Origin of the sequence: Sorangium sp. So ce1335 (genome assembly GCF_051521615.1) — a bacterium.
In the GTDB taxonomy this organism is placed as follows: domain Bacteria; phylum Myxococcota_A; class Polyangia; order Polyangiales; family Polyangiaceae; genus Sorangium.
Genome location: NZ_CP150363.1, coordinates 8159578 through 8178696, shown reverse-complemented (window position 1 = coordinate 8178696; position 19119 = coordinate 8159578). Strand labels below are relative to the sequence as shown.

General features: G+C 72.2%; 13 protein-coding genes and 11 tRNA genes. 19 read left to right on the top strand and 5 right to left on the bottom strand.

Translation table 11 applies throughout. The features are described from left to right. Position 1: 1 nt before the first annotated feature. The 4 genes from WMF24_RS30115 to WMF24_RS30100 all read right to left on the bottom strand — a co-directional run bounded on the left by WMF24_RS30115 (position 2) and on the right by WMF24_RS30100 (position 3853). Complete coding sequence (locus WMF24_RS30115; protein ID WP_437730856.1) at positions 2-2356, bottom strand: hypothetical protein; 2355 nt, start codon at positions 2354-2356, stop codon at positions 2-4. Between the two features lie 540 nt (positions 2357-2896). Further along, positions 2897-3070 (bottom strand): hypothetical protein, encoded by a 174-nt coding sequence (locus WMF24_RS30110; RefSeq protein ID WP_437730855.1) that lies wholly within the window; start codon positions 3068-3070, stop codon positions 2897-2899. Positions 3071-3110: 40 nt separating this feature from the next. After that, positions 3111-3356 carry a hypothetical protein gene (locus tag WMF24_RS30105; protein ID WP_437730854.1) on the bottom strand — a complete coding sequence of 82 codons (246 nt, stop codon included), beginning with the start codon at positions 3354-3356 and terminating at the stop codon, positions 3111-3113. Next, positions 3353-3853 (bottom strand): hypothetical protein, encoded by a 501-nt coding sequence (locus tag WMF24_RS30100; protein ID WP_437730853.1) that lies wholly within the window; start codon positions 3851-3853, stop codon positions 3353-3355. The genes WMF24_RS30105 and WMF24_RS30100 overlap by 4 nt, the downstream gene beginning before the upstream one ends. Positions 3854-4018: 165 nt before the next feature. On the opposite strand from WMF24_RS30100, the gene WMF24_RS30095 reads away from it, so the two are divergent. The 19 genes from WMF24_RS30095 (at position 4019) to WMF24_RS30005 (ending at position 18381) form a co-directional block, all read left to right on the top strand. Then, positions 4019-5671: a Ppx/GppA phosphatase family protein gene (locus tag WMF24_RS30095; RefSeq protein WP_437730852.1), complete on the top strand. Its 1653-nt coding sequence runs from the start codon at positions 4019-4021 to the stop codon at positions 5669-5671. A gap of 358 nt (positions 5672-6029) precedes the next feature. Continuing rightward, positions 6030-7520 (top strand): hypothetical protein, encoded by a 1491-nt coding sequence (locus tag WMF24_RS30090; RefSeq protein ID WP_437730851.1) that lies wholly within the window; start codon positions 6030-6032, stop codon positions 7518-7520. Positions 7521-7704: 184 nt separating this feature from the next. After that, positions 7705-8118, top strand: coding sequence for a hypothetical protein (locus WMF24_RS30085; RefSeq protein ID WP_437730850.1), 414 nt, complete (start codon positions 7705-7707; stop codon positions 8116-8118). Between the two features lie 77 nt (positions 8119-8195). Beyond that, positions 8196-9266, top strand: coding sequence for a protoporphyrinogen/coproporphyrinogen oxidase (locus WMF24_RS30080; RefSeq protein WP_437730849.1), 1071 nt, complete (start codon positions 8196-8198; stop codon positions 9264-9266). Positions 9267-9280: 14 nt separating this feature from the next. After that, complete coding sequence (locus WMF24_RS30075) at positions 9281-10531, top strand: tetratricopeptide repeat protein (protein ID WP_437730848.1); 1251 nt, start codon at positions 9281-9283, stop codon at positions 10529-10531. 1262 nt (positions 10532-11793) lie between these two features. Then, a tRNA-Lys gene (locus tag WMF24_RS30070) sits at positions 11794-11867 on the top strand. Positions 11868-12038: 171 nt separating this feature from the next. Further along, positions 12039-12110 (top strand) — tRNA-Asn (locus tag WMF24_RS30065). Between the two features lie 31 nt (positions 12111-12141). After that, positions 12142-12213: transfer RNA gene (locus WMF24_RS30060), tRNA-His, on the top strand. Between the two features lie 104 nt (positions 12214-12317). Continuing rightward, positions 12318-14000, top strand: a complete 1683-nt coding sequence (locus tag WMF24_RS30055) for a TROVE domain-containing protein (RefSeq protein WP_437730847.1) — start codon at positions 12318-12320, stop codon at positions 13998-14000. Between the two features lie 97 nt (positions 14001-14097). Then, positions 14098-14219 (top strand) — tRNA-OTHER (locus WMF24_RS30050). Between the two features lie 8 nt (positions 14220-14227). Next, positions 14228-14299, top strand: a tRNA-Asp gene (locus WMF24_RS30045). A gap of 300 nt (positions 14300-14599) precedes the next feature. Then, positions 14600-14671, top strand: a tRNA-Ala gene (locus WMF24_RS30040). A gap of 163 nt (positions 14672-14834) precedes the next feature. Further along, positions 14835-14908 (top strand) — tRNA-Glu (locus tag WMF24_RS30035). Between the two features lie 135 nt (positions 14909-15043). Then, positions 15044-15117 (top strand) — tRNA-Pro (locus WMF24_RS30030). 45 nt (positions 15118-15162) lie between these two features. Then, positions 15163-15236, top strand: a tRNA-Pro gene (locus tag WMF24_RS30025). A 15-nt stretch (positions 15237-15251) separates the two neighbouring features. After that, a tRNA-Arg gene (locus tag WMF24_RS30020) sits at positions 15252-15333 on the top strand. Positions 15334-15337: 4 nt separating this feature from the next. Further along, positions 15338-15410, top strand: a tRNA-Leu gene (locus WMF24_RS30015). A gap of 131 nt (positions 15411-15541) precedes the next feature. Continuing rightward, entirely contained in the window at positions 15542-16060 is a 519-nt protein-coding gene (locus tag WMF24_RS30010) for an HNH endonuclease (protein WP_437730846.1), read from the top strand. A 164-nt stretch (positions 16061-16224) separates the two neighbouring features. Continuing rightward, positions 16225-18381 carry a protein kinase domain-containing protein gene (locus WMF24_RS30005; RefSeq protein WP_437730845.1) on the top strand — a complete coding sequence of 719 codons (2157 nt, stop codon included), beginning with the start codon at positions 16225-16227 and terminating at the stop codon, positions 18379-18381. Between the two features lie 58 nt (positions 18382-18439). Here WMF24_RS30005 and WMF24_RS30000 read toward each other — a convergent pair whose 3' ends face one another. Beyond that, complete coding sequence (locus WMF24_RS30000) at positions 18440-19015, bottom strand: HPF/RaiA family ribosome-associated protein (protein WP_437730844.1); 576 nt, start codon at positions 19013-19015, stop codon at positions 18440-18442. Between the last annotated feature and the right edge of the window lie 104 nt (positions 19016-19119).

The window sequence follows — 19119 nt, the reverse complement described above, 5'->3', positions numbered from 1 at the left end:
GCTACTGGTTGGCCGTATCGCCGGAGCAGATGACGAACTGCGTCGCGCCGTCCAGCGCTTCCCCCTCGCCCGTGAACCGGATCTGCCGGCGCTCCGTGGACGGGCACATGGCGACGACCTCGTCCCGGCCGATGCCGAGCCCCGGATCGACATAGCACCACCCGTGGACCCGCTCCCCGCCCACCTCGACCGGCGCCGGCGGCACCGTGTCCTGGCAGGCCTTGAGCTCTTCGGGGTCGCTGAGCTGCTCGACCTCGCAGACGCAGTTCCAGCCGTTCGCCTTCGCGACCGGATCCTTCTGCACCATGTTCTTCGCGCCGAGGTGCTGCGGGGGGACCTCACGCCGCGCCGTGCCCTCATCGCACTTGCACTGGCCCTCGGGCACGCTGCGCGCCTCCAGGACCAGGCAGCTCACCTGGCCGCTGTCGGTGGGCTGGAGGGCGCGGGGCAGGCACTGCCCGCCGAGCCTCGTCTTCAGGCGATCGACGATCGCGCCGATCGCCGGCCGGTAGCCGAAGTCGGAGTCGCCCGGCCCCGCGTTCTTCGTCTGCGCCGGGCACACCGAGCCGACGATGCCCTGCTCCCCCAGGTCGCGGATGAGCTGGAGCTGGCGCAGGCCCGGATAGGCCTTCGCCTTGAGCTGGATGTTGCTGTCGGTGCCGTCGGGCCTGTCCTCGCACAGCGGGCTGTTCCGATCCGCCGGGTCTTCCGCCTTGTTGCAGTCCCCGTTCGTCACGCTCTCCCGCAGCGGAAACACGCAGGCGAACTGGAGATCTCCGAAGTCCGGCTTGGGGTTCCACTCGTGGCCGTTGATGACGTTGGCGTCGTCCGGCGAGTCCGGCCCGGCGATGCGCGTCCCGGTGATCGGGTTCTCGCCCTCCCGGGGGACCGGCGATTCGATCATGTGAGGATCCGCCGGAGGACGGCGCGTCTTTGGATCTCCGAGGATGATGTCCCAGGTGCTCGCGAAGCCGGCGATCTGGGCGCTCAGCTCCTCGGCGCTCTTGAAGCCGCCGACGGGGTTGCCGTCCTTGTCCTTGCCGCCCAGGAGGTCGGGCTGGCCCGCGTCGTTCTGGCGCGCGATGTCCTGCCAGGGGACGCCGACGAGCCCGGCGAAGAACACGAGCTCCGGCGTCCGCACGGTCTTGAGCTCGTCGGTCGGGTCGAGATCCGAGAAGATGGGGTTGTCGACGAGATGGCCCTCGTGATCCTCGATCCGCGGCTCCGTGAGCGCCTGCGTGTAGCGGCGGATCGGGTACAGCAGGTCGGCCCCGAACCGCCGCTTCTGGTCCCAGCAGCGCAGGTTGGGCGGGTCCTCCTCCACGGTGAGCAGCTCGATCGCGCCCGTGCCGCACGTCTCGTCGACCGGGCACTCGCCACGATCGACGGAGCACGACTTGCAGCACGGATCGTCCGGGCCCTTCTCCGCGCACTCCTTGCGCGGCCGGTAGAGCCGGCTCGGCTGCGCCGCCAGGTAGGTCCTCCCGCCCTCGCGGATGGAACAGTCGTTCTCGTCCGACAGCATGATGATCGCGAGGAGCGAGTCCGGCCGAAGGAACGCCTTCCGCTGCTCCAGCAGCTTCGTGTCGATGCCCCTCCGGACCGCCTGTTCGTCCACCAGCTCGATGGTCTCGTACGGCGCGGGATCCACGAGGAACCGGTACCAGCTCTCGAGCTGCGACTCGAAGCCGCACCCGGCGTCGCCCACGCCCTTCACCATGTTCGTCAGCGTCGGCACGAGGCCGCCGCCCTGTCGGTCGTCGAGGATCGACTCGCCGGCGGGGTTCAGCTTCTGCTCCGGGTCCCAGGCGAGGAACCCCTTCTGGTTGTAGGTCGGCGGGTCGTTGTCCTCGACGTTGTTGTCGTCCTCATGGCTGCGGGCGACGAGGTGACCCCGGTCGTTGTTGGAGAAGTGGGTGGTCGTCGGGCATGCGTTCGCGCCGTGGGCGCCGATGCTCGTGCTGATGATGCCGATGTGGATGTCGAGGACAGGCTCGAATTCGCGCTCCATGCCGCTCTGGCAGGGCTCGCTCGGCGACGTCGGCGTGGACGACCGCAGGGGATCCAGCGGGTCGATGCAGCGGGGGTTGACGAGGCGCTCTACGAGGTCGGGCACGGCCAGCGCGAGGATGTCCTGCTTGTCCTTCATCGACGCCGAGTTGTCGATCGTCAGCAGGAGATCGATCTTGTCGACGCGCTTCGTGAGCCGCTCGACGACGGTGCCCGTCGTGCGCGTATCCTGGCGTTCGATGGGACGGCTCAGGCACCCCGAGACGAGCGATGTCCCGACCACGACGAGAGAGCACATGATCGACGCGGCTGCGCGAGCAGCGCGGGACGGAGGGCGATCGGCCATGGATCCTTCCTTGCGCGAGAGATGGAGTGGGCCCGTTCGCGCGTCGCGAGCGACGCGCGCGCTGCGCCGGCGCGCCTGTCTCGCGCGGAGTGGATGACAGGCCGCCTGGCTATCGCGTATCAGACGCCCAGAGGGGGTGTTCTCTTGGCTGCGTGGCAGGATCGGCGCGGCGCCATCACAGAAAACGCACGACCGACGGAGTGCGCGGCGCGGCGGTCGCGTCGCACAGGTGCGGCGCGGCCGCCGGGGGCGACGACGGCGCGGGATCGCCTCGAGCGGAGGCGGCGCGGTATCGCCTCGAGGGGAGACGGCGCGGCATCGTCTCGAGCGGAGGCGGCGCGGCCGCAGGGGGCGAGGACGGCGCGGCGTCGTCTCGAGCGGAGGCGGCGCGGCATCGTCTCGAGCGGAGACGGCTCGCGCCGGCTTGCTACATCATCGTAAAATTACGGTGAAAAAGAATTCGAGGCGGGCTGGGCCAGGATGAGGACAGGCCGGGCGCCGTGGGGGCGCGCCATCCGACGGCGCGCCGGCGGCCAGCGCTCAGCTCTCGGCGGCGGCGGTCTCGGCGCCGGCGACGAGCGGCGCGTACTGCGTCAGGAACTTGTTCCAGCGCTTTGTCTTGCGGCCGGGCTTGCGGGAGCTCTGGGCGCTCCGCTCCTGCTTCTGGGTGACTTTGATGGTGAGGTGCTGGTGCTGGCGCGTAGGGCGATGCATGGCGGCGGATGCTGCTCGAAGCCGCCGCGGTCCGCAAGCCTCAACGCGAGGGCGCCCGCGCCCGCTCGTCGCGCTCAGGCCCCAGCCGGCCGAAGCTGTGGATGCCGTAGATGAGCATCAGGAGCGCGAGCACCGTGAGCCCCATGCCCGCGTCCGACGGCCCGACGCCCACGAGCGCGAGCCCGGCCACGAGGAGCATCCCCCCGCCGCCGAGCGCGCGGCGCGCCCGGGCCTCGGCCTCGCCCCGCTTGCTCGCCTTGCGCTTGCCCGGATCGCCTGCGCTCACTGGAACTTCTGCGTCCGCGCGTACGTGATGAAGTCCTGCACGTCGCGCGTGAGCTGGCGCTCGGCGCTGATCGTCGTGCGCTCGTGCGACTCGCCGACCAGGTCGTCGTAGCGGTAGTTGTTCTGGTAGAGGAGCACGATGCGGATCGACCCGTCCGCCCCGCCGCGGACGATGCGGAGCTTCTCGTCCTGGCCGTTCGGGGGCGGGATCGCGGCGCCGAGCGCCTGGGCGTCCTCCTCGGTCACGTAGGCGACGCCGTACGTGCGGTTCCGCACGCCGACGTCGATGCGCACCTTCCGCCCGCTGACGAGATCGACCTCGCGCCCGGGCACCGGCTGCGCCCCCTCCAGCACCATCGCCCGGCGGATCACCTCGATCGCCCTGCGCTCGTCGAGGGCGCGGGTCGGGTTCGGCGCGCGCGCCTCGCCGCCGCTGCAGCCGGCGAGCGCGAGCGCCGCGACCGCGACGCCGAGCGCGGCGCGCGCCGACTCACGCACGCCGGCGAGCGGACGGCGCGCGCTGCGGGCGTCGCCGGGCGCGCCCTCTGAAGGCCGATGCTGAAGGGGACCGCGAAGGCGGGGCCCCGACCCGCGAAGAAGCTTCCTCCACATGAGCGGGCATGAGAGTAGCCAACCGCCCGGAGCTTCGCTACTTCTGCCGACATGGCGCGGCTCGCAGCGATCGATATCGGCTCCAACGCGATACGTCTTCGCATCGTCGACGTCGACCCTCCGGCCCTCGGGGCGTTCGGCGCCGGCTGGGATCCGGCGCTCGCCGCGGGCTCGACAGGCGCGCCCGACGCGCCGCGCTTCCACCCGTTCCGCGACGTTCACGCGGATCGCGCGTCCGTGCGTCTCGGGCATGACGTGTTCACGAAGGGCCGGCTCGAGCCGGGGGTCATCGGCGCCGCGTGCGAGGCGCTCCGGCGCTTCCGCACGGCGATGGACGCGGCCAAGGTCGACCGCTACCGCGCCGTGGCGACGAGCGCCGCGCGCGAGGCGCAGAACGGCGACCTCTTCATCGAGCGGGCCGCGCGCGAGGCCGGCGTCCACATCGAGGTCATCGAGGGCGTCGAGGAGGCGCGCCTCGTCCAGATCGCCGTGCGCGAGCGCGTCCCGCTCGGCGATCGGACGGCGCTGCTCGTCGACATCGGCGGCGGCTCCACCGAGCTCACGCTGCTCCGCGGGCGCGAGGCGGTCTTCTCGCGCTCGCTCCCCGTGGGGACGGTGCGGATGGTCGAGACCTTCCTCGAGGAGCGCCGCCCCATGGACGCGGGGCACCGGCGGCTCATCGAGGAGTACGTCGACCGCGTCATGGTCGAGGCCACGCGCGAGATCGTCGAGCTGCTCGGCGAGCGCGCGGGCTCGGGCGTCGACCTGCTCGTCGGCACGGGCGGCAACATCGAGACGCTCGCGGAGCTCTGCCCCGTGCCGGGCGCGTCCGCGGAGGGGCGGGCGATCGACGTCGGCGCGATGTCCCGCCTGCTCGACGACATGGCGCCGAAGACGCCCGAGGAGCGCGCGCAGATCTACGGCCTGCGCCCGGATCGCGCCGACACGATCGTCCCCGCCGCGACGGTCCTGTGCCGCATCGCGCGGGCGTTCGCGCAGCCGCTCATCGTCGCGCCCGGGGTCGGGCTCAAGGAGGGCGTGCTCGTCGATCTCGCCCACACCCACTTCCTCGGGCCCGACTTCCGCGGCGAGGCCGCCGCCGTCAGCGACGCCTGCACGCGGCTCGGCCGCCGCTACCACTTCGACGAGCAGCACGGCGCGCTCGTGGCGCGCTTCGCCGAGCGGCTCTTCGACGACCTCGCGCCGCGCCACCGGCTCGGCCAGCGCGACCGGATCCTGCTGCGCGCGGCGGCCCTCCTCCACGACATCGGCGATTTCGTCCGGTACGAGGGGCACCACAAGCACAGCTACTACATCATCATCCACAGCGACCTCATGGGCCTCACCCCCGAGGAGCGCGCGATCGTCGCGAACATCGCGCGCTACCACCGGAAGTCGCCGCCGAGCATGGACCACGACAATTTCCGCGCGCTCTCGCGCGACGCGCGCGCCAAGGTGAAGGCGATGGCGTCGATCCTCCGCGTCGCCGACGCGCTCGATCGCGAGCACCGGGCCAAGGTCGCGGAGGTGACCGGCCGCATCGAGGGCGACACGCTGGTGCTCGAGGTGCAGGGCCGGGAGGACCGCTCGCTCGAGGAGTGGACGGTCGTCGCGAAGGCGGGGATGCTGCGCGACGCCCTCGGCCTGGACGTGCGGATGGTCGACGCCACGCCGCGATCGCTGCCGCCCCCAGCGGCGGCGTGAGCCGCGGCTGGGGTGTCGGGAGACGCGGCGTGAGCCGCGGCTGGGATGTCGGGAGACGCGGCGTGAGCCGCGGCTGGGATGTCGGGAGACGCGGCGTGAGCCGCGGCTGACACGGCGTGAGCCGCGGCTGACGCGGCGTGCGCCGCGGCTGACACGCCAGCGGACGCCGCGTCGGCAAGGGGCTGAAGGCCCGAAAAAGTCGCCTCGGCCTTTGCGCCGAGCCCTGCGCGCCACCATGAACCTCAGCACGGGGGCAGGTGCGCCTCCGTGGAGGAGCGCGGCGAGCCCGTGCCAGCGAACGCGGCCGTGCCGCGAGCGAGGCCGGCCGCGGCGCTGCGGAAAAGGAGGCGAGCGACCGTTGACGCTGAAATCGCCAAAGCTGATGGAGGCCCGCCGCGCCGCCGCAATCCTGGAGTCCGCCCTGCGTGGGCACACCGGCGATCTGACGCTCGCCGACGCGTCGGCGAAGAGCGGCCTGCCGCTGCGCGACGCCGAGAGCGGGCTGCACCTGCTCGTCAGCGAGTACCGCGGGCACCTCAAGGCGACGTCCGAGGGCGAGCTGCTCTTCCGCTTCCCGCACGGCTTCACGAAGCCGTGGGAGACCCGCACGCGCGTCGAGCGCGCGCTCGGGGCCGTCCTCCGCGGGCTCGCCGGCGTGGCCCGCTTCGTCGTGCGCGCGTGGATCGCGATCGTGCTGATCGCGTACGTCGTGATCTTCGTGGGGATCCTGATCGCCCAGCTCTTCGCCCGATCGAGCAGCGACTCGCGCGACCACGGCGGCTTCTCCGGATCGTTCGCTGGCTACGTCATGTTCCGCGTGGTCCTCGACGCCATCTTCTGGACGTTTCACCCCTTCTCGCCGTTCGTGTGGACGCCCGACCCGCCGTGGTCGTCGTCGCACGACCGCCGCGGGGCGTACGGGCAGGCGTACGGGCAGCGCCGCGACGAGACGCCGTTCTACGAGAAGGTGAACCGGTTCTTCTTCGGCCCGACGCCGGCGCCGCGCGACCCGCTCGAGAACGAGAAGCTCGTCCTCGCCGAGATCCGCGCGCAGCGGGGCCGGATCGGGCTCGCCGACGTGATGCGCGTGACGGGGCTGCCGCGCGACGAGGCCGATCCGCTGATGGCGCGGCTGATGCTCGACTACGACGGCACGGTCGACGTGTCGGAGGAGGGGGGCCTCGTGTACCGGTTCGAGGCGATCCGGCGGACCGCGGGCGAGGCGCCGCCGCGCGCGCCGGCGCCGGTCTGGGCGAAGCGCGAGGAGCTGCCGCCGCTCACCGGCAACGGCGCCGGGGTGAACGCGCTCATCGTGGCGCTCAACGGGTTCAACCTGATGATGAGCCTCTACGCGCTCGGCGCGCACCTCACGCTGGACAACCTCGGCCTGCTGGCCCGCGGGGTGCCGATGGCGGAGCTGCCCCCCACGGGCACGGCGATCGCGCTCGGGGTGGTGCCGCTCGTCTTCTCGCTCGCGCTCTTCGCGCTTCCCCTTGGCCGCGCGCTCCTGCGCCCGCTGAAGCGGCGCCGGCTCGCCCGCCGGAACGCCCGGCGGGCCGTGCTGCGGGCGATCCTTACCCGCGTCGGGGCGCGGCAGGGCCGCGAGCCGATCACGGAGGAGGCGCTCCAGCGGGCCTGGCAGGACGCCGCGGGCGAGCCGCCGCGCTCGCAGGAGATCACCCGCGAGGTGGTCGCGCTCGGCGGCGACGTCGACCTGGAGGCCGGCGAGGGCATCCGCTACCGCTTCCCCGATCTGGAGACCGAGGCGAAGGCGCTGGAGGCCGAGCGGGAGGCGGCCTCCGAGGAAGAGACGCGGGCCGGGAAGGTCATCTTCTCGTCGGACGCGTGAGCGCCGCGCGCGTCCGACGACGCGTCCGACGAGACATGAGCCGTCTCGGGCGGCCTCGTGTCTCCTGATGCGCTCGCCGACAAAACGTCGTCGACGTGTGCGCGCGTACGGGGCCACACCGCAAGGATTCGTCGTTGATTGACGCGCTCTGGCTCAAACGTCTACGGTAGGTTTAATTTCGCTCATGTACTCCGTTGACAACAAAGCCGGTCGACTCATCGAGGTGAGGCTCGCATCACCGCTCCCGGCTGGCGAGGTCGACGCGTGCATCGCCCGGATTCAGGGCATCGTGACCCAGAACCGGCACGGGGCTGTGATCTGCATCGAGCTGCTCCAGGTCGACGTGCTCGCGCCCGAGAGCGCGGAGAAGTTCCTGGAGATGATGCGCGTCCAGAACGCGACGGTGCACCGGACGGCCTACCTGCTGCCGGTGACGAACGCGATCCTGGGACTCCAGGTCGAGCGGTTGATCCGGGACGCGCACAACTCGAGCCGAAAGGCCTTTCGCGACACCACCTCGCTCGAGGCCTGGCTCGTCCCGGTGATGACGATGGTGGAGGCGCAGCAGCTCCGGAAGTTCCTTTCACAGCTCGGCTGAGGCGTCCGCTCACCGCCGCTCCGCGCGCCGCCCGCCCGATTCCAACCCTGCGGGTGGCCTCATGGTATAGAGGCGCGATGGGACGTATTGCCATCGTCGGGGCCGGCCTGGCCGGGTGCGTCGTCGCGTTCCGGCGGGCGGCGGCGGGCGACCGGGTGACGCTCGTCGAGGCGTCGCCGCGGCTCGGCGGGCAGCTCTGGACCGAGCGGGCCGACGGCTTCGTCGTGGAGCACGGCGCCGAGGGGTTCATCGCGCGGAGCGAGGCGGTCCCCGCGCTCGCGGGCGCGCTCGGCATCGCGGGCGATCTCGTCGGCCAGGAGACGCTGCGGTCGTTGGGCTTCGACGGCGCGCTGCGGGAGCTCGCGCCGGGCGAGGCGGCGTCGTTCCTCGGCTTCCAGGTGCCGCGCGACGAGCTCGGCAAGGGGATCCGGACCTTCCGCCTCGGGATGGCGCAGCTCACCGACGCGCTCGCGGGCGCGCTCGAGGCGGGCGGCCGCGTCGACGTGCGCCTCTCCGCCGCGGCCGCGTCGCTCGCGCGGGCGGGCGGCGGGCTGCGGCTCTCGCTCGCCGGCGGGGGCGAGATCGACGCCGACGCGGTGGTGATCGCCACGCACGCCGCCGGCGCGGCCGCGCTGCTCGGCGAGCCGGCGCGGCCGCTCCGCGAGGCCGAGACGCTCTCCAGCGTGACCGTCTCGCTGGCGTACCCGCGCGCCGCGATCGAGCACCCGCTCGACGGCACCGGCTTCATCGTCGCCGCCGCGCACCAGGCGCACGGCTTCCGCGCGTGTACCTTCACGACCTCGAAGTTCGCGGGCCGCGCCCCGGCCGGCCACGTCGCGCTCCGCCTCTTCTTCCGCCCCGCGCCGGCGGATCTCGCGGCGCTGGACGACGCCGCCTGGACGGCGCGCGCCGAGGCGTCGCTCGCGCGCGTGCTGCCCGTGCGCGGGCCCGCGGAGCGCGCGTGGGTCTCGCGCTGGCCGAGCGCGCTCCCGGTCTCCACCCCCGCCCACGCGGCGCGCGTGCGCGAGGTCGAGCAGGCGCTCGCCGGCAGCGGCGTGCTCCTCGCCGGCTCGGCGTTCCACGGCTCCGGGATCGACGCCGCCGTGCGCTCGGCCGAGGCGACGGCAGAGCGGATCGGCGCCCTGTAGTGCCCTGTCGGACCATGGACGACGCCTGCAGATCGCGCGCCCCGGGGGCGCGTATCCTCCTCGGCATCGCGGGCATCGCGGCGGCGTGCGCCGTCGCGGGGTGCCGCCGCGACGAGCCGCCGAGGCCGACCGCGGACGCCGCGCCGGCCGCCGCAGCGAGCTCGCCCGGCGCCGTCGCCTCCGCTGGCGCCGTCGCCTCCGCGAGCGGCGCCGCGCCGCCGCCGTCGGTGGGGCCGGCGTCGCCGTCCCCGACGGCGGCGGCGCGGCCGCTCGCGGAGAAGGAGAAGCAGGCGCTCGCCGCGTACAGGGCCGCTTTGGCGAGGGGCCGGCTCGCGACCCGGGAGCGGAGGTACCCCGCGGCCATCCAGGCGTTCACCGACGCCCTCGCCGTGGATCCGATCGACGCGCGGGCGCTCGCGGAGCGGGGCTTCGCGCACCTGGGCGACGGCAACAGCGACGCCGCGGAGGGCGATTTCACCGCGGCGCTGGCGGGCGCGGGCGACCCCGAGCTCCGCTCGCAGATCTGGTTCAACCTCGGGCTCCTCCGAGACAAGGCCAAGGACCCGGAGGCCGCCCGGGTCGCCTACGCGAACGCGCACGCGCTCAGGCCCTCCTCCGCGACGCGCGGCAAGCTCGCCGGCAGGTCGATGTGCGCCGTCGAGATCCGCAAGAGCGACATCGAGGGCGCCGTCGCCGTGCCGAGCTGGGTCGAGCTCCTCGCGCTCGTCGGCCCGGACAGGGAGGAGCCCGGCCCGCCGCCCGAGGTGACGAGCGAGGCCGCCGCGAGGGCGCGCGTGTGCGGCCCCGACGGGATGAGCGTGAGCGACCGCCCGTGCACCGGTGACCCGCCGTGGGTCTTCCCGCGCGAGTACGGGTCGTACACCTACTTCCGCAACCACGTGGTCTTCCCCCGCAAGCCCGCGGGGTTCGTCGTCGCCGACGGCGGTCACTCGGGCGGCTGGCCCGCGCGCTGCCAGGGGATCCGCAGCGTGAGCGGCTCGACCGAGGGGGCGCTGCTCGTTGTCGACGCCTACTTCAGCGGCGCCGGCGCGGTCTTCGACGGCGAGCCCAACGAGGAGCAGCGCTGCCGCGACGGCGTGAGCCACCGTGAGCGCACGTTCTACGACGCGCGCACCGGCCGCGCGATCGTGGCGCTGCGCTGGCCGGAGGGGAGCGCCTTCGACGTGAAGGTGGAGGGGGGCCACGTGGTGGTCTCCGGCGCCGAGTGCAACGAGCGATTCCGGCTCGACACCCACGCCCGATAGGGCACGAGGTGTGCTTCGCGCAGCCCCCCTTCCGCCGCCGTGCCCCACGACTCGTGGTCATCTGGCCGCCCCCGCCCGCGGCGACTCCCGGGCAGATCACCGGAAAGCCGCAGGATTCCTCGATTGCGCTGACCAGCGCCGGGGCCTGAAGCGCTCCGGAATCGTACGTGGCGAGGTGGCGGGATGGCGAGGTGGCGAGATGGCGAGAGGCGAGGTGGTAAAAAAGAATCGACTCGAGGAACTTTTCTGTTGCACGACCCGTCCAAGGGGAGTACTCATTCGGCACTCAAGGATTCGTTATGTTCAGCCGCCCCGACACCATGCAGCTCATCGCCATCCAGCCCAAGGCGGGTACGCCCGGCGCGGTCGTGGGATGGGGGCATCTGCTGGGTGGCGAATCCTTGGAGTACAATCCCGGCCATTCCTGCGGCCTCCGCCCGTCGCGGAAGCTCGGAAACCCGGAAGATAGCGCCTAGAGGCAGCCAAGCTCGCGTCGATCGACGACGTTTGCGAAGGCCGCCTCGGGAAACCCAGGCGGCCTTCGGCGTTCTGGGGATCCGTGAGCCGGTTGCCCGTTGTGGGCGGCAGGCCGCTGGTGGGCTGTACGCCCGTTGTGGGCGGCAGATCGGTGATGGGCCGTGCGCACCTCGCGGGCTGCGGGTTGCTGCTGGGTCGCAGGTGGATGGTGGGCTGTACGCCCCTCATTGGCTGTCGCCTCGCGGTGGGGTGCGGACAGCAGGGGTGTCGGGAGGTGGATTTTCTTGCTTGTCGCGCGCGACGATGTCGTCGCGTGAAGCGGGAGAGTTGCGCCCGGAGAAAGGAGGCGCAGTAGGCATGCACTGGAAGCATTCGAGTCGGAAGCGAATGGCCGCGGCCTGCATTCTCGGCGCCGGCGACGCGCGGCGCGGGACGGTCGGTCTGCATTGCGCCTGCCGGGCGCCGCGGCGCCTCTCCCCGTGCGCGCTGATGTCGCTCCGCATTCGCGGGGGCAAGGCGATCGTGCGGTGGAGGAGCAACCCCGGAGTCCCCCTCTCGCCGCGGCGGTGAGGCGCGGAGGCCGCCCGTGGGGGGCGGGCGGCCTCCGCTGGGTCGAGGGGGATGGCGCGCGCTCGTCGGGGCGCGTTCGGGATTCGTGTGTGTGGGCTCCGTCATGGGAGCCCGAGCGGCCGTGGTGGCGCGCTCTTTCGACAGGGAGGTTCGAGCGATCGAGATCAGGACGGCCTGCCCACGCGGCAGGCGATGCGGAGGTACGCCCTCCGCGCGGACCCGTAGCTCAAATGGTCAGAGCAGCCGCTTCTTGAGCGGACGGCTGGAGGTTCGACTCCTCCCGGATCCACCCGGCGCACCGGTCTCCTGAAGCGCCGCCCTCTCCACCCGGAGCGGGCGCGCGGGGAGGGGACCCCTGCGCCGACCCCCCGCCTGCGCCCGCAGCGCCGGCGGAGGGGTCGCTCGCTCTGTGACAACCCGGGTTGTGCAATGTAGATGGAGGCGCGCTGCGCCTTCATGTTCCGGTGTAGCTCAATGGTAGAGCGCCCGCCTGTTAAGCGGTTGGTTGGAGGTTCGATCCCTCCCGCCGGAGCCGGTCCCCGCCATTCCGGCGGTGGCTTGCGTGGGTGTTACTCTTCTGGTGAAGAGGGCAGGTTGTGACCCTGCGGAGACGGGTTCGATCCCCGTACGCCCACCCGGGACGGGTCGAAAGCGCTCGGTTATCTTGGGTAGATCAACCCGAGCGCGGTCTCTTTATCCGTCCTCTTTTTGCCCGGTTCCTCGGGCCGGAGGTGGTGTCATGGCCAATTATCTGAAGCACTTCGCCGCGCTGCTCACCCCGCAGCGGCAGCGGGCCCGCGCCGACCAGGTGAAGAACAGCGCCGGTGGCCACGCCTTCGCCCTCGACGAGTGGGCGAGGCTCGACCGCTGGCTCATCCTCGGCGCCGAGGGCGGGACGTACTACGCCACCGAGCGGAAGCTCACGGTGGAGAACGCCCGCGCCGTCGAGGCCTGCCTCGCCGCGGACGGCCCCCGCGCCGTGCAGCGCATCGCCGACGTCAGCGCCTCGGGGCGAGCGCCGAAGAACGCGCCTGCGATCTTCGCGCTCGCCATCGCCGCGGCCGACGCGAAGCTCGAGACCCGGAGGGCCGCCCTCGGGGCCTTGCCCGCGGTCTGCCGCACGGGGACGGATCTCTTCCACTTCGCCCGAGACGTGCAGGGGTTCCGCCGGTGGGGCCGCGCGCTCCGGTCCGCGATCGCTGCCTGGTACAACGAGAAGCCCGCCGACAGGCTCGCGGTTCAGGCGATCAAGTACCGGCAGCGCGACGGCTTCAGCCACCGCGACCTGCTCCGGCTCGCGCATCCTGTCGCGCCGAGCCCGCAGCACGACGCCCTGTACCGCTGGATCGTCGGCGGCACCGAGGCGCTCGGCAAGGAGTCGGCGCGCGGCAAGGCGCTGTCTCCGGAGGCGCTGCCCGAGGCGGTGCGCGGCTTCGAGTCGCTGCGCGCGGCGACGAACCGCAAGCAGGTCACGGCGCTGATCCGGCAGCACCGCTTCACGCACGAGATGCTCCAGACCGAGTGGAAGAACGACCCTGCGGTCTGGGAGGCGTTGCTCGAGCACATGCCCCAGACGGCGCTCCTCCGGAACCTGGGCAAGATGACCGCGGTCGGCCTGTTCGCGCCGATGAGCGACGCGTCCCGCAGGGCGGCGCGGCAGCTCACCGACGCGGCGCGCCTCGCCGCGGCCCGGGTCCACCCGGTCGCCGTGCTCTCGGCCCTCAAGGTCTACGAGCAGGGCCACGGCGAGCGCGCTCGTCGGCGCGAGAACGCGCTCTCGTGGACTCCGGTCCGCGAGATCGTCGACGCGCTGAACGAGGCGTTCCACCTCGCGTTCCGGGCTGTCGAGCCGACCGGGAAGAAGCACCTCCTGGCGCTCGACGTCTCCGGGTCGATGACGGGGGGCCAGATCGCCGGCGTCCCTGGCCTGACGCCGCGCGTGGCGAGCGCGGCCATGGCCATGGCGACGGCGAGGCTCGAGCGCGAGTACGCGGTCGTCGCCTTCACGTCGGCCGCCTCCGGCGGGAGCGGCGGCAGGTGGGGCGGGGGAGCTCCCGGCCTCACGCCGCTGTCGGTCTCGCCGAAGCAGCGGCTCGACGACGTGCTGCGCGCTGTGGATGGCCTTCCCTTCGGCGGCACGGACTGCGCTCTGCCGATGATCTGGGCGAAGCGGAACCGGGTAGAGGTCGACACGTTCGTCATCTACACGGACAACGAGACCTGGGCGGGGGACGTTCACCCGTTTCAGGCGCTCAGGGATTACCGGCAAGCGATGGGCCGGCCGGCCAGGCTCGTCGTCGTCGGCATGACGTCGACGGGCTTCTCGATCGCCGACCCGACGGACCCCGGCATGCTCGACGTCGTGGGGTTCGACGCGGCGGCCCCCCAGGTGATGGCGGACTTCACCCGGGGTGTTGCGTGACAGACAGCGTGACGGACGGGCTCCGCCGGCCCGTCCGTCACGCCCGGGGTCTCGCGCGGGGCCCCGTTTGCGGGACGTCGCCGAGATGTCCCCACCCGCCGCTGTAGCTCAGCCTGGTAGAGCACCTACACACCGTTCTCCACCCCTTTGCCCGTTCCGGGCCGAAGGAGGACGGTTATCCACCCTGGGATGACGCGGGTTCGAATCCCGTCAGCGGCTCTGTCGTTGCCCTCGTATGCATCTGGTGAGGCAGCCTGATTGTCGATCAGGTGAGGGGAGTTCGATCCTCCTCGGGGGCGCCCTGGCTCGTTCTTGAAGGAGAATGAGAAGAATTTTGAACCACAGAGGGCACAGAGGGCACAGAGGGGAGAGAAGAAAGAACAAGATTTGTTGATTTATTCTCTCTCTCTCTCTCCTCTGTGCCCTCTGTGCCTCTGTGGTTCATTTCTCTCATGAAATCAGGGGCGAGCCTTCGCGGCGCGGTGCCAGGGTCATGGCGGCCGCGAAGAAAATGATCAATCGAAGCCAATGTGATCGATGGACGGCCGTCCAAAGGTCGAGGAGATCGTGATGAAGATCTGACGCGCGCATCGTGGGTCGGGGCGATGGTTCAACCGGGAGAACACTGCCCTCGCCGGGCAGGGATCGAGGTTCGACCCCTCGTCGCCCCCCCGAACGGGCCGAAGACCGTGGGTTACCACCCTTGAACTGGACCCCCCACGGCGCTCCTTGTCCGTTCGTTTGTCTCGTTGCCGGGGCGGGCCGCCGTCCGGCGAGCCGCACGTCGTGCGGCCGCGCGGCGCCCGGCGGCCCGCCCCCTTTTTTCTGGTTCACGTCCCCATCTCGCTAGCGGCCCAGGCGGCCGGATTTTCGCTCCGGAGACGCGGGTTCGAATCCCGCTGGGGACACCGGGCCGCTCCGCTCGCCTGCGTGCTGCTTCGGGAGCCCGCGCCCGAGCGGGCGAGCCTGCCATCTTCGACCAGCGACCGTCGTCCCAGCACGGAGGTACCACCAGCAGAAACCCGACAGATCATCGAGAGAACCTGGGTGTGGCTCAACCTGGTAGAGCACCGGCTTCGGGAGCCGGGGACTGGGGGTTCGAATCCCCCCACCCAGACCGCGGCGAGGCGACGCCTCCGCCGCGACGCGCGACGAAGACCCTCTGGGTGTGGCTCAACCTGGTAGAGCACCGGCTCGGGGAGCCGGGGGGTGGAGGTTCGAATCCTCCCATCCAGACCGCGACGCGCGATCGTCACCGTGACGGAACGGCAACCGCGGCAGGCTGCGATCCTGCGCCCTTCGGGGCATGTGGGTTCGAGTCCCACCGGTGACACCCTGCCCGGGTGGCGAAATGGCAAACGCTGCTGGCTTAGAACCAGCCCACTGGGGGTTCGAGTCCCTCCCCGGGCACCGGTCGAACGTACGAGTCGAATGTGCGCGCCGCGCGCACCGGTCGCGCGTTCTGGGCGCGCGTTCCGGGCGAATGATTGCACGCAACCTGGAGTCACATCATGAAGAGAAAGAGACGTTCGAGGTGAGCCATGACCGCGCAGACGCTGCTCCTGACGCCATGGATGGTGCCCCACAAGATCATCCCGTGGCAGACCGCTGTCACGATGAGCTTCCTTGGCAAGGTGGAGGTCATCGAGGAATACGACGACGTCATCCGGTCGCCGTCGCTCTCCATCAGGGCGCCCGCGGTGGTGCGGCTGAAGCGGCCGACGCTGCAGATGAAGCGCGGGGTGCGGTTCACGAGGACCAACGTCCTCCTGCGCGATGGCTTTCGTTGCCAGTACTGCGGCGTGAAGAAGGAGGCCCGCGAGCTCAACTACGATCACGTCATCCCCCGCGTGCAGGGCGGCAAGACCGTCTGGGACAACATCGTCGCCTCCTGCTACGCGTGCAACGCGACGAAGCGGGGGCGGACGCCGGAGCAGGCCGGCATGAAGCTGCTCCGCGCGCCGGTGAAGCCGAAGTGGCTGCCGCCGGCGCCCGTCCTCGGTCTGAGCGAGCGGCGCATCCCGGAGGCGTGGGTGGGCTACTGCCCGGCCCCGGGATGAGCTGAGCACCGCGCGCGCCGGCGCGCCGAGGACCCACCCGCGTGGAGGTGGGCCGGCGCGCCGGCGCGCGTCGGGGGCCGGCGCGCCGGCGCGCGTCGGGGGCCGGCGCGCCGGCGCGCGTCGGGGCTTCCGCCGGCGGACCGGCGGGTGCAGGATGGCCGCGCATGGTCATGCATCCGGCCAGCGACGGCATCGAGGGCGAGCCCGCGCCGCTCCCGTCGGTCCTGCGCGGATGGCTGATCGAGGGCGAGCTCGGACGCGGCGGCATGGGGCGCGTGTTCCGGGCGCGGCACCCGAAGACGCGCGCGCGGGCGGCGATCAAGGTGCTGCTCGGCGACTACGCCCGCCGGCCGGACGTCGTGGCCCGCTTCCGGCAAGAGGCGATCGCCGTCAACATCATCAACCACCCCGGCATCGTCCGCGTCTTCGACTCCGGCGAGCTCGAGGACGGCTCTCCGTACATCGTGATGGAGTACCTCGACGGGCGCGGCCTTCGCGAGTGGGTGCATGCGGTGCCCGCCGCGGAGCGGCCGCGGCAGGTCGTGCGGCTCGGCTACCAGATCGCCTCGGCCATGGCCGCGGCCCACGCGTCCAGGGTCGTCCACCGCGATCTCAAGCCGGAGAACATCATGGTGGTCGACGACGAGCTCGCGCCCGGAGGCAGCCGCGTCAAGATCCTCGATTTCGGCATCGCGAAGGTCCTCTGGGGCGGCCTCCCCGAGGTCGTGGAGCTGGACGCGAGCGGCCCGGTCGCCTCCGTGTCCGCGACCGCGATCCGCACCGAGCTCTCGGCGCAGCCGGCGCCGACGATGGCGGCCGAGAGCGGCGTCGGGACCGCCCTGGCCGGCATCGACCCGCGCGCGGACGACGCGCTCCGGAGCCTGCCGCTCGTGAGCCTCGGCAGGCCCGCGATCCACCCCGCGCCCGTGGAGCTCCCGCCCGAGGCCGCGTCCTTCGCGGCGCGCGCGTCCGTCGAGCCTTGCGCGCCCGCGCCGCGCAGCGAGGGCGCGGGACAGCCCACGATGCCGTTCACGCAGGAGGGCGTGTGGGGGCTCGGCACGCGGAGCTACATGGCGCCCGAGCAGGAGCGCCACTCCGGCAGCGTCGACGTCAAGGCGGACGTCTACTCGCTCGGCGTCATCCTGTACGAGCTGCTCGAGGGAGAGACGCCCGACGCGTCGCGCGGGGCGTGGCCGCCGCCGATGAGCGCCGCGACGCCGCCGGATCTCGTGGCCCTCGTCCACGCGGTGCTGGCGTTCGATCCCGAGGCGCGGCCGCGCATGGCGGAGGTCGCGGCCGCGCTGCACCGGCTCGGCCGGGCGAAGCGGGAGTTCGACGAGGCGCTCTCGAGGTGGGCCCTCGGCGGTAAGGCGCCGAGGCTCCTGCCGCGCGGCAAGGCGCTGCACGAGCTGTCCGCGTGGGCGCGCGACATCGACGACCTCTCCGGCGTGGAGCGCAGCTTCCTCGACGCGGCCACCGCGGCGGAGGCGCGCCGCGAGCGCCTCACGCGGGCGCTCCTCGCGCTCGGCGTCGTCGTGCTGATGGGCATGGTCGCGACGAGCACCGTGTTCTGGATGCACGCGACGCGCGCGCGGAAGACGGCCGAGGCCGCGGAGCGCGCTGCGCGGGAGCACAGCCGGCTCGAGGCGTCCGCGAACGCGTCCGCGCAGGAGGCGCTCGCGAAGATGACCGAGGCGCAGCGCGCCACCGAGGAGGCGCTCGCCCTCGCGATGAGGGCGAGCGACGACGCGCGGAGCGCCAACTCCGCGAGGGACGCGATGACCGAGGCGAAGCTCCTGGCCGAGGGCGCCGAGCTCCGCGCCCGGCGCGCCGCCCAGGCCGCGTCCGCCGCGAAGGCGGAGGCGGACGCGCGCTACGAGCAGTCGAAGAGCGCCCTGGAGCGCGAGATCGCCGGCCTCCAGAGCGACCGCGAGCGCCTGCTCGCGCGGATCGAGCGGGCCGAGTGGGACGGCGAGCGGGCGAGGGCAGCCCTCCGCTCGAGAGAGGACGAGCTCAGGGCCGCGCTCTCGGAGCTGCGGCGCGAATCCGCGCGCGTGGGCTCGCTCGAGCGCAGGCTCGAGGCGGCCGCCGAGCGGATCGACGAGCTGAAGGAAGGGCGCGCGGCGTGCGAGGCAGAGCGCGCGTCGTGCGAGGCGAGGCGGCGCCGGGCGCCCCGGCAGCCCGAGCTCCCGGCGGACGGGAGCGAGGTCCCTGCCCGGGACGACGAGGAGAGCGCGACGCCGCCGGACGAGCCCCCGGCGGACCGGAGGCGACGGCGGCCGTGGCCCTTCCCGATGTCGCCTCGCGGCACGACGATATGAGCAGGGCGCCGCGCGTACCGCTGCGCGGCGCCCCGCCTCGTGCGCGAGGCTGCCTCGACTAGCTGAGGGTCGGGATCTCCTCGCGGCCGCGGTTGCCGCCGCGCGCGTCCACGATCCGCACCGTGCTCGCCTGAGGCCCCTTGTCGCCGTCCTCCTCGGTGTAGGCGACGCCCATGCCGATCTTCAGCTCGGAGAACGGGGCCGAGATCATGCTGCGCTCGTGGAAATAGATCTCCCGACCGTCGATCGTCGTGATGAAGCCGTAGTCGCTGAACAGCTTCGTGATCACGCCGGACGTGTCCTGCGCCGGGTGCGCCTTCACCTCGCTCCGCTGCTCGCTCGCGAGCTTCTTGAGCTGGCGACCCGCGCGCTGGAACACGTCGCGCACCGCCGTCGCCAGCATGTTCCTGGCGGCGCGCTCCTCGCTCACGATCTCCTGCTTGCCGGCCACGTGAAGGTCGACGCGCACGCGGTACTCTCCCCCCGTGCCCTGGCTCGCGTGGTCGCGCTCGACCACGACAGCGCAGCTGTTGATGTGGTCATTGAAGCGCTGAATCTTGTTCGCTTGCTCCCGGATCAGCTCCTCGAGCGAAGGGCTTTTGTCGATGTGTCGGAACGTGAGCTCCAGTTGCATTCTGGCTCCTTTCATCCCGCGTCGCTGGGACGCATCACTGCAGTCGCTGCGGGTCGCTGACCCGTACCAGCCGATTCCAGGCCAGTTGCGGTACGTGGGACCTG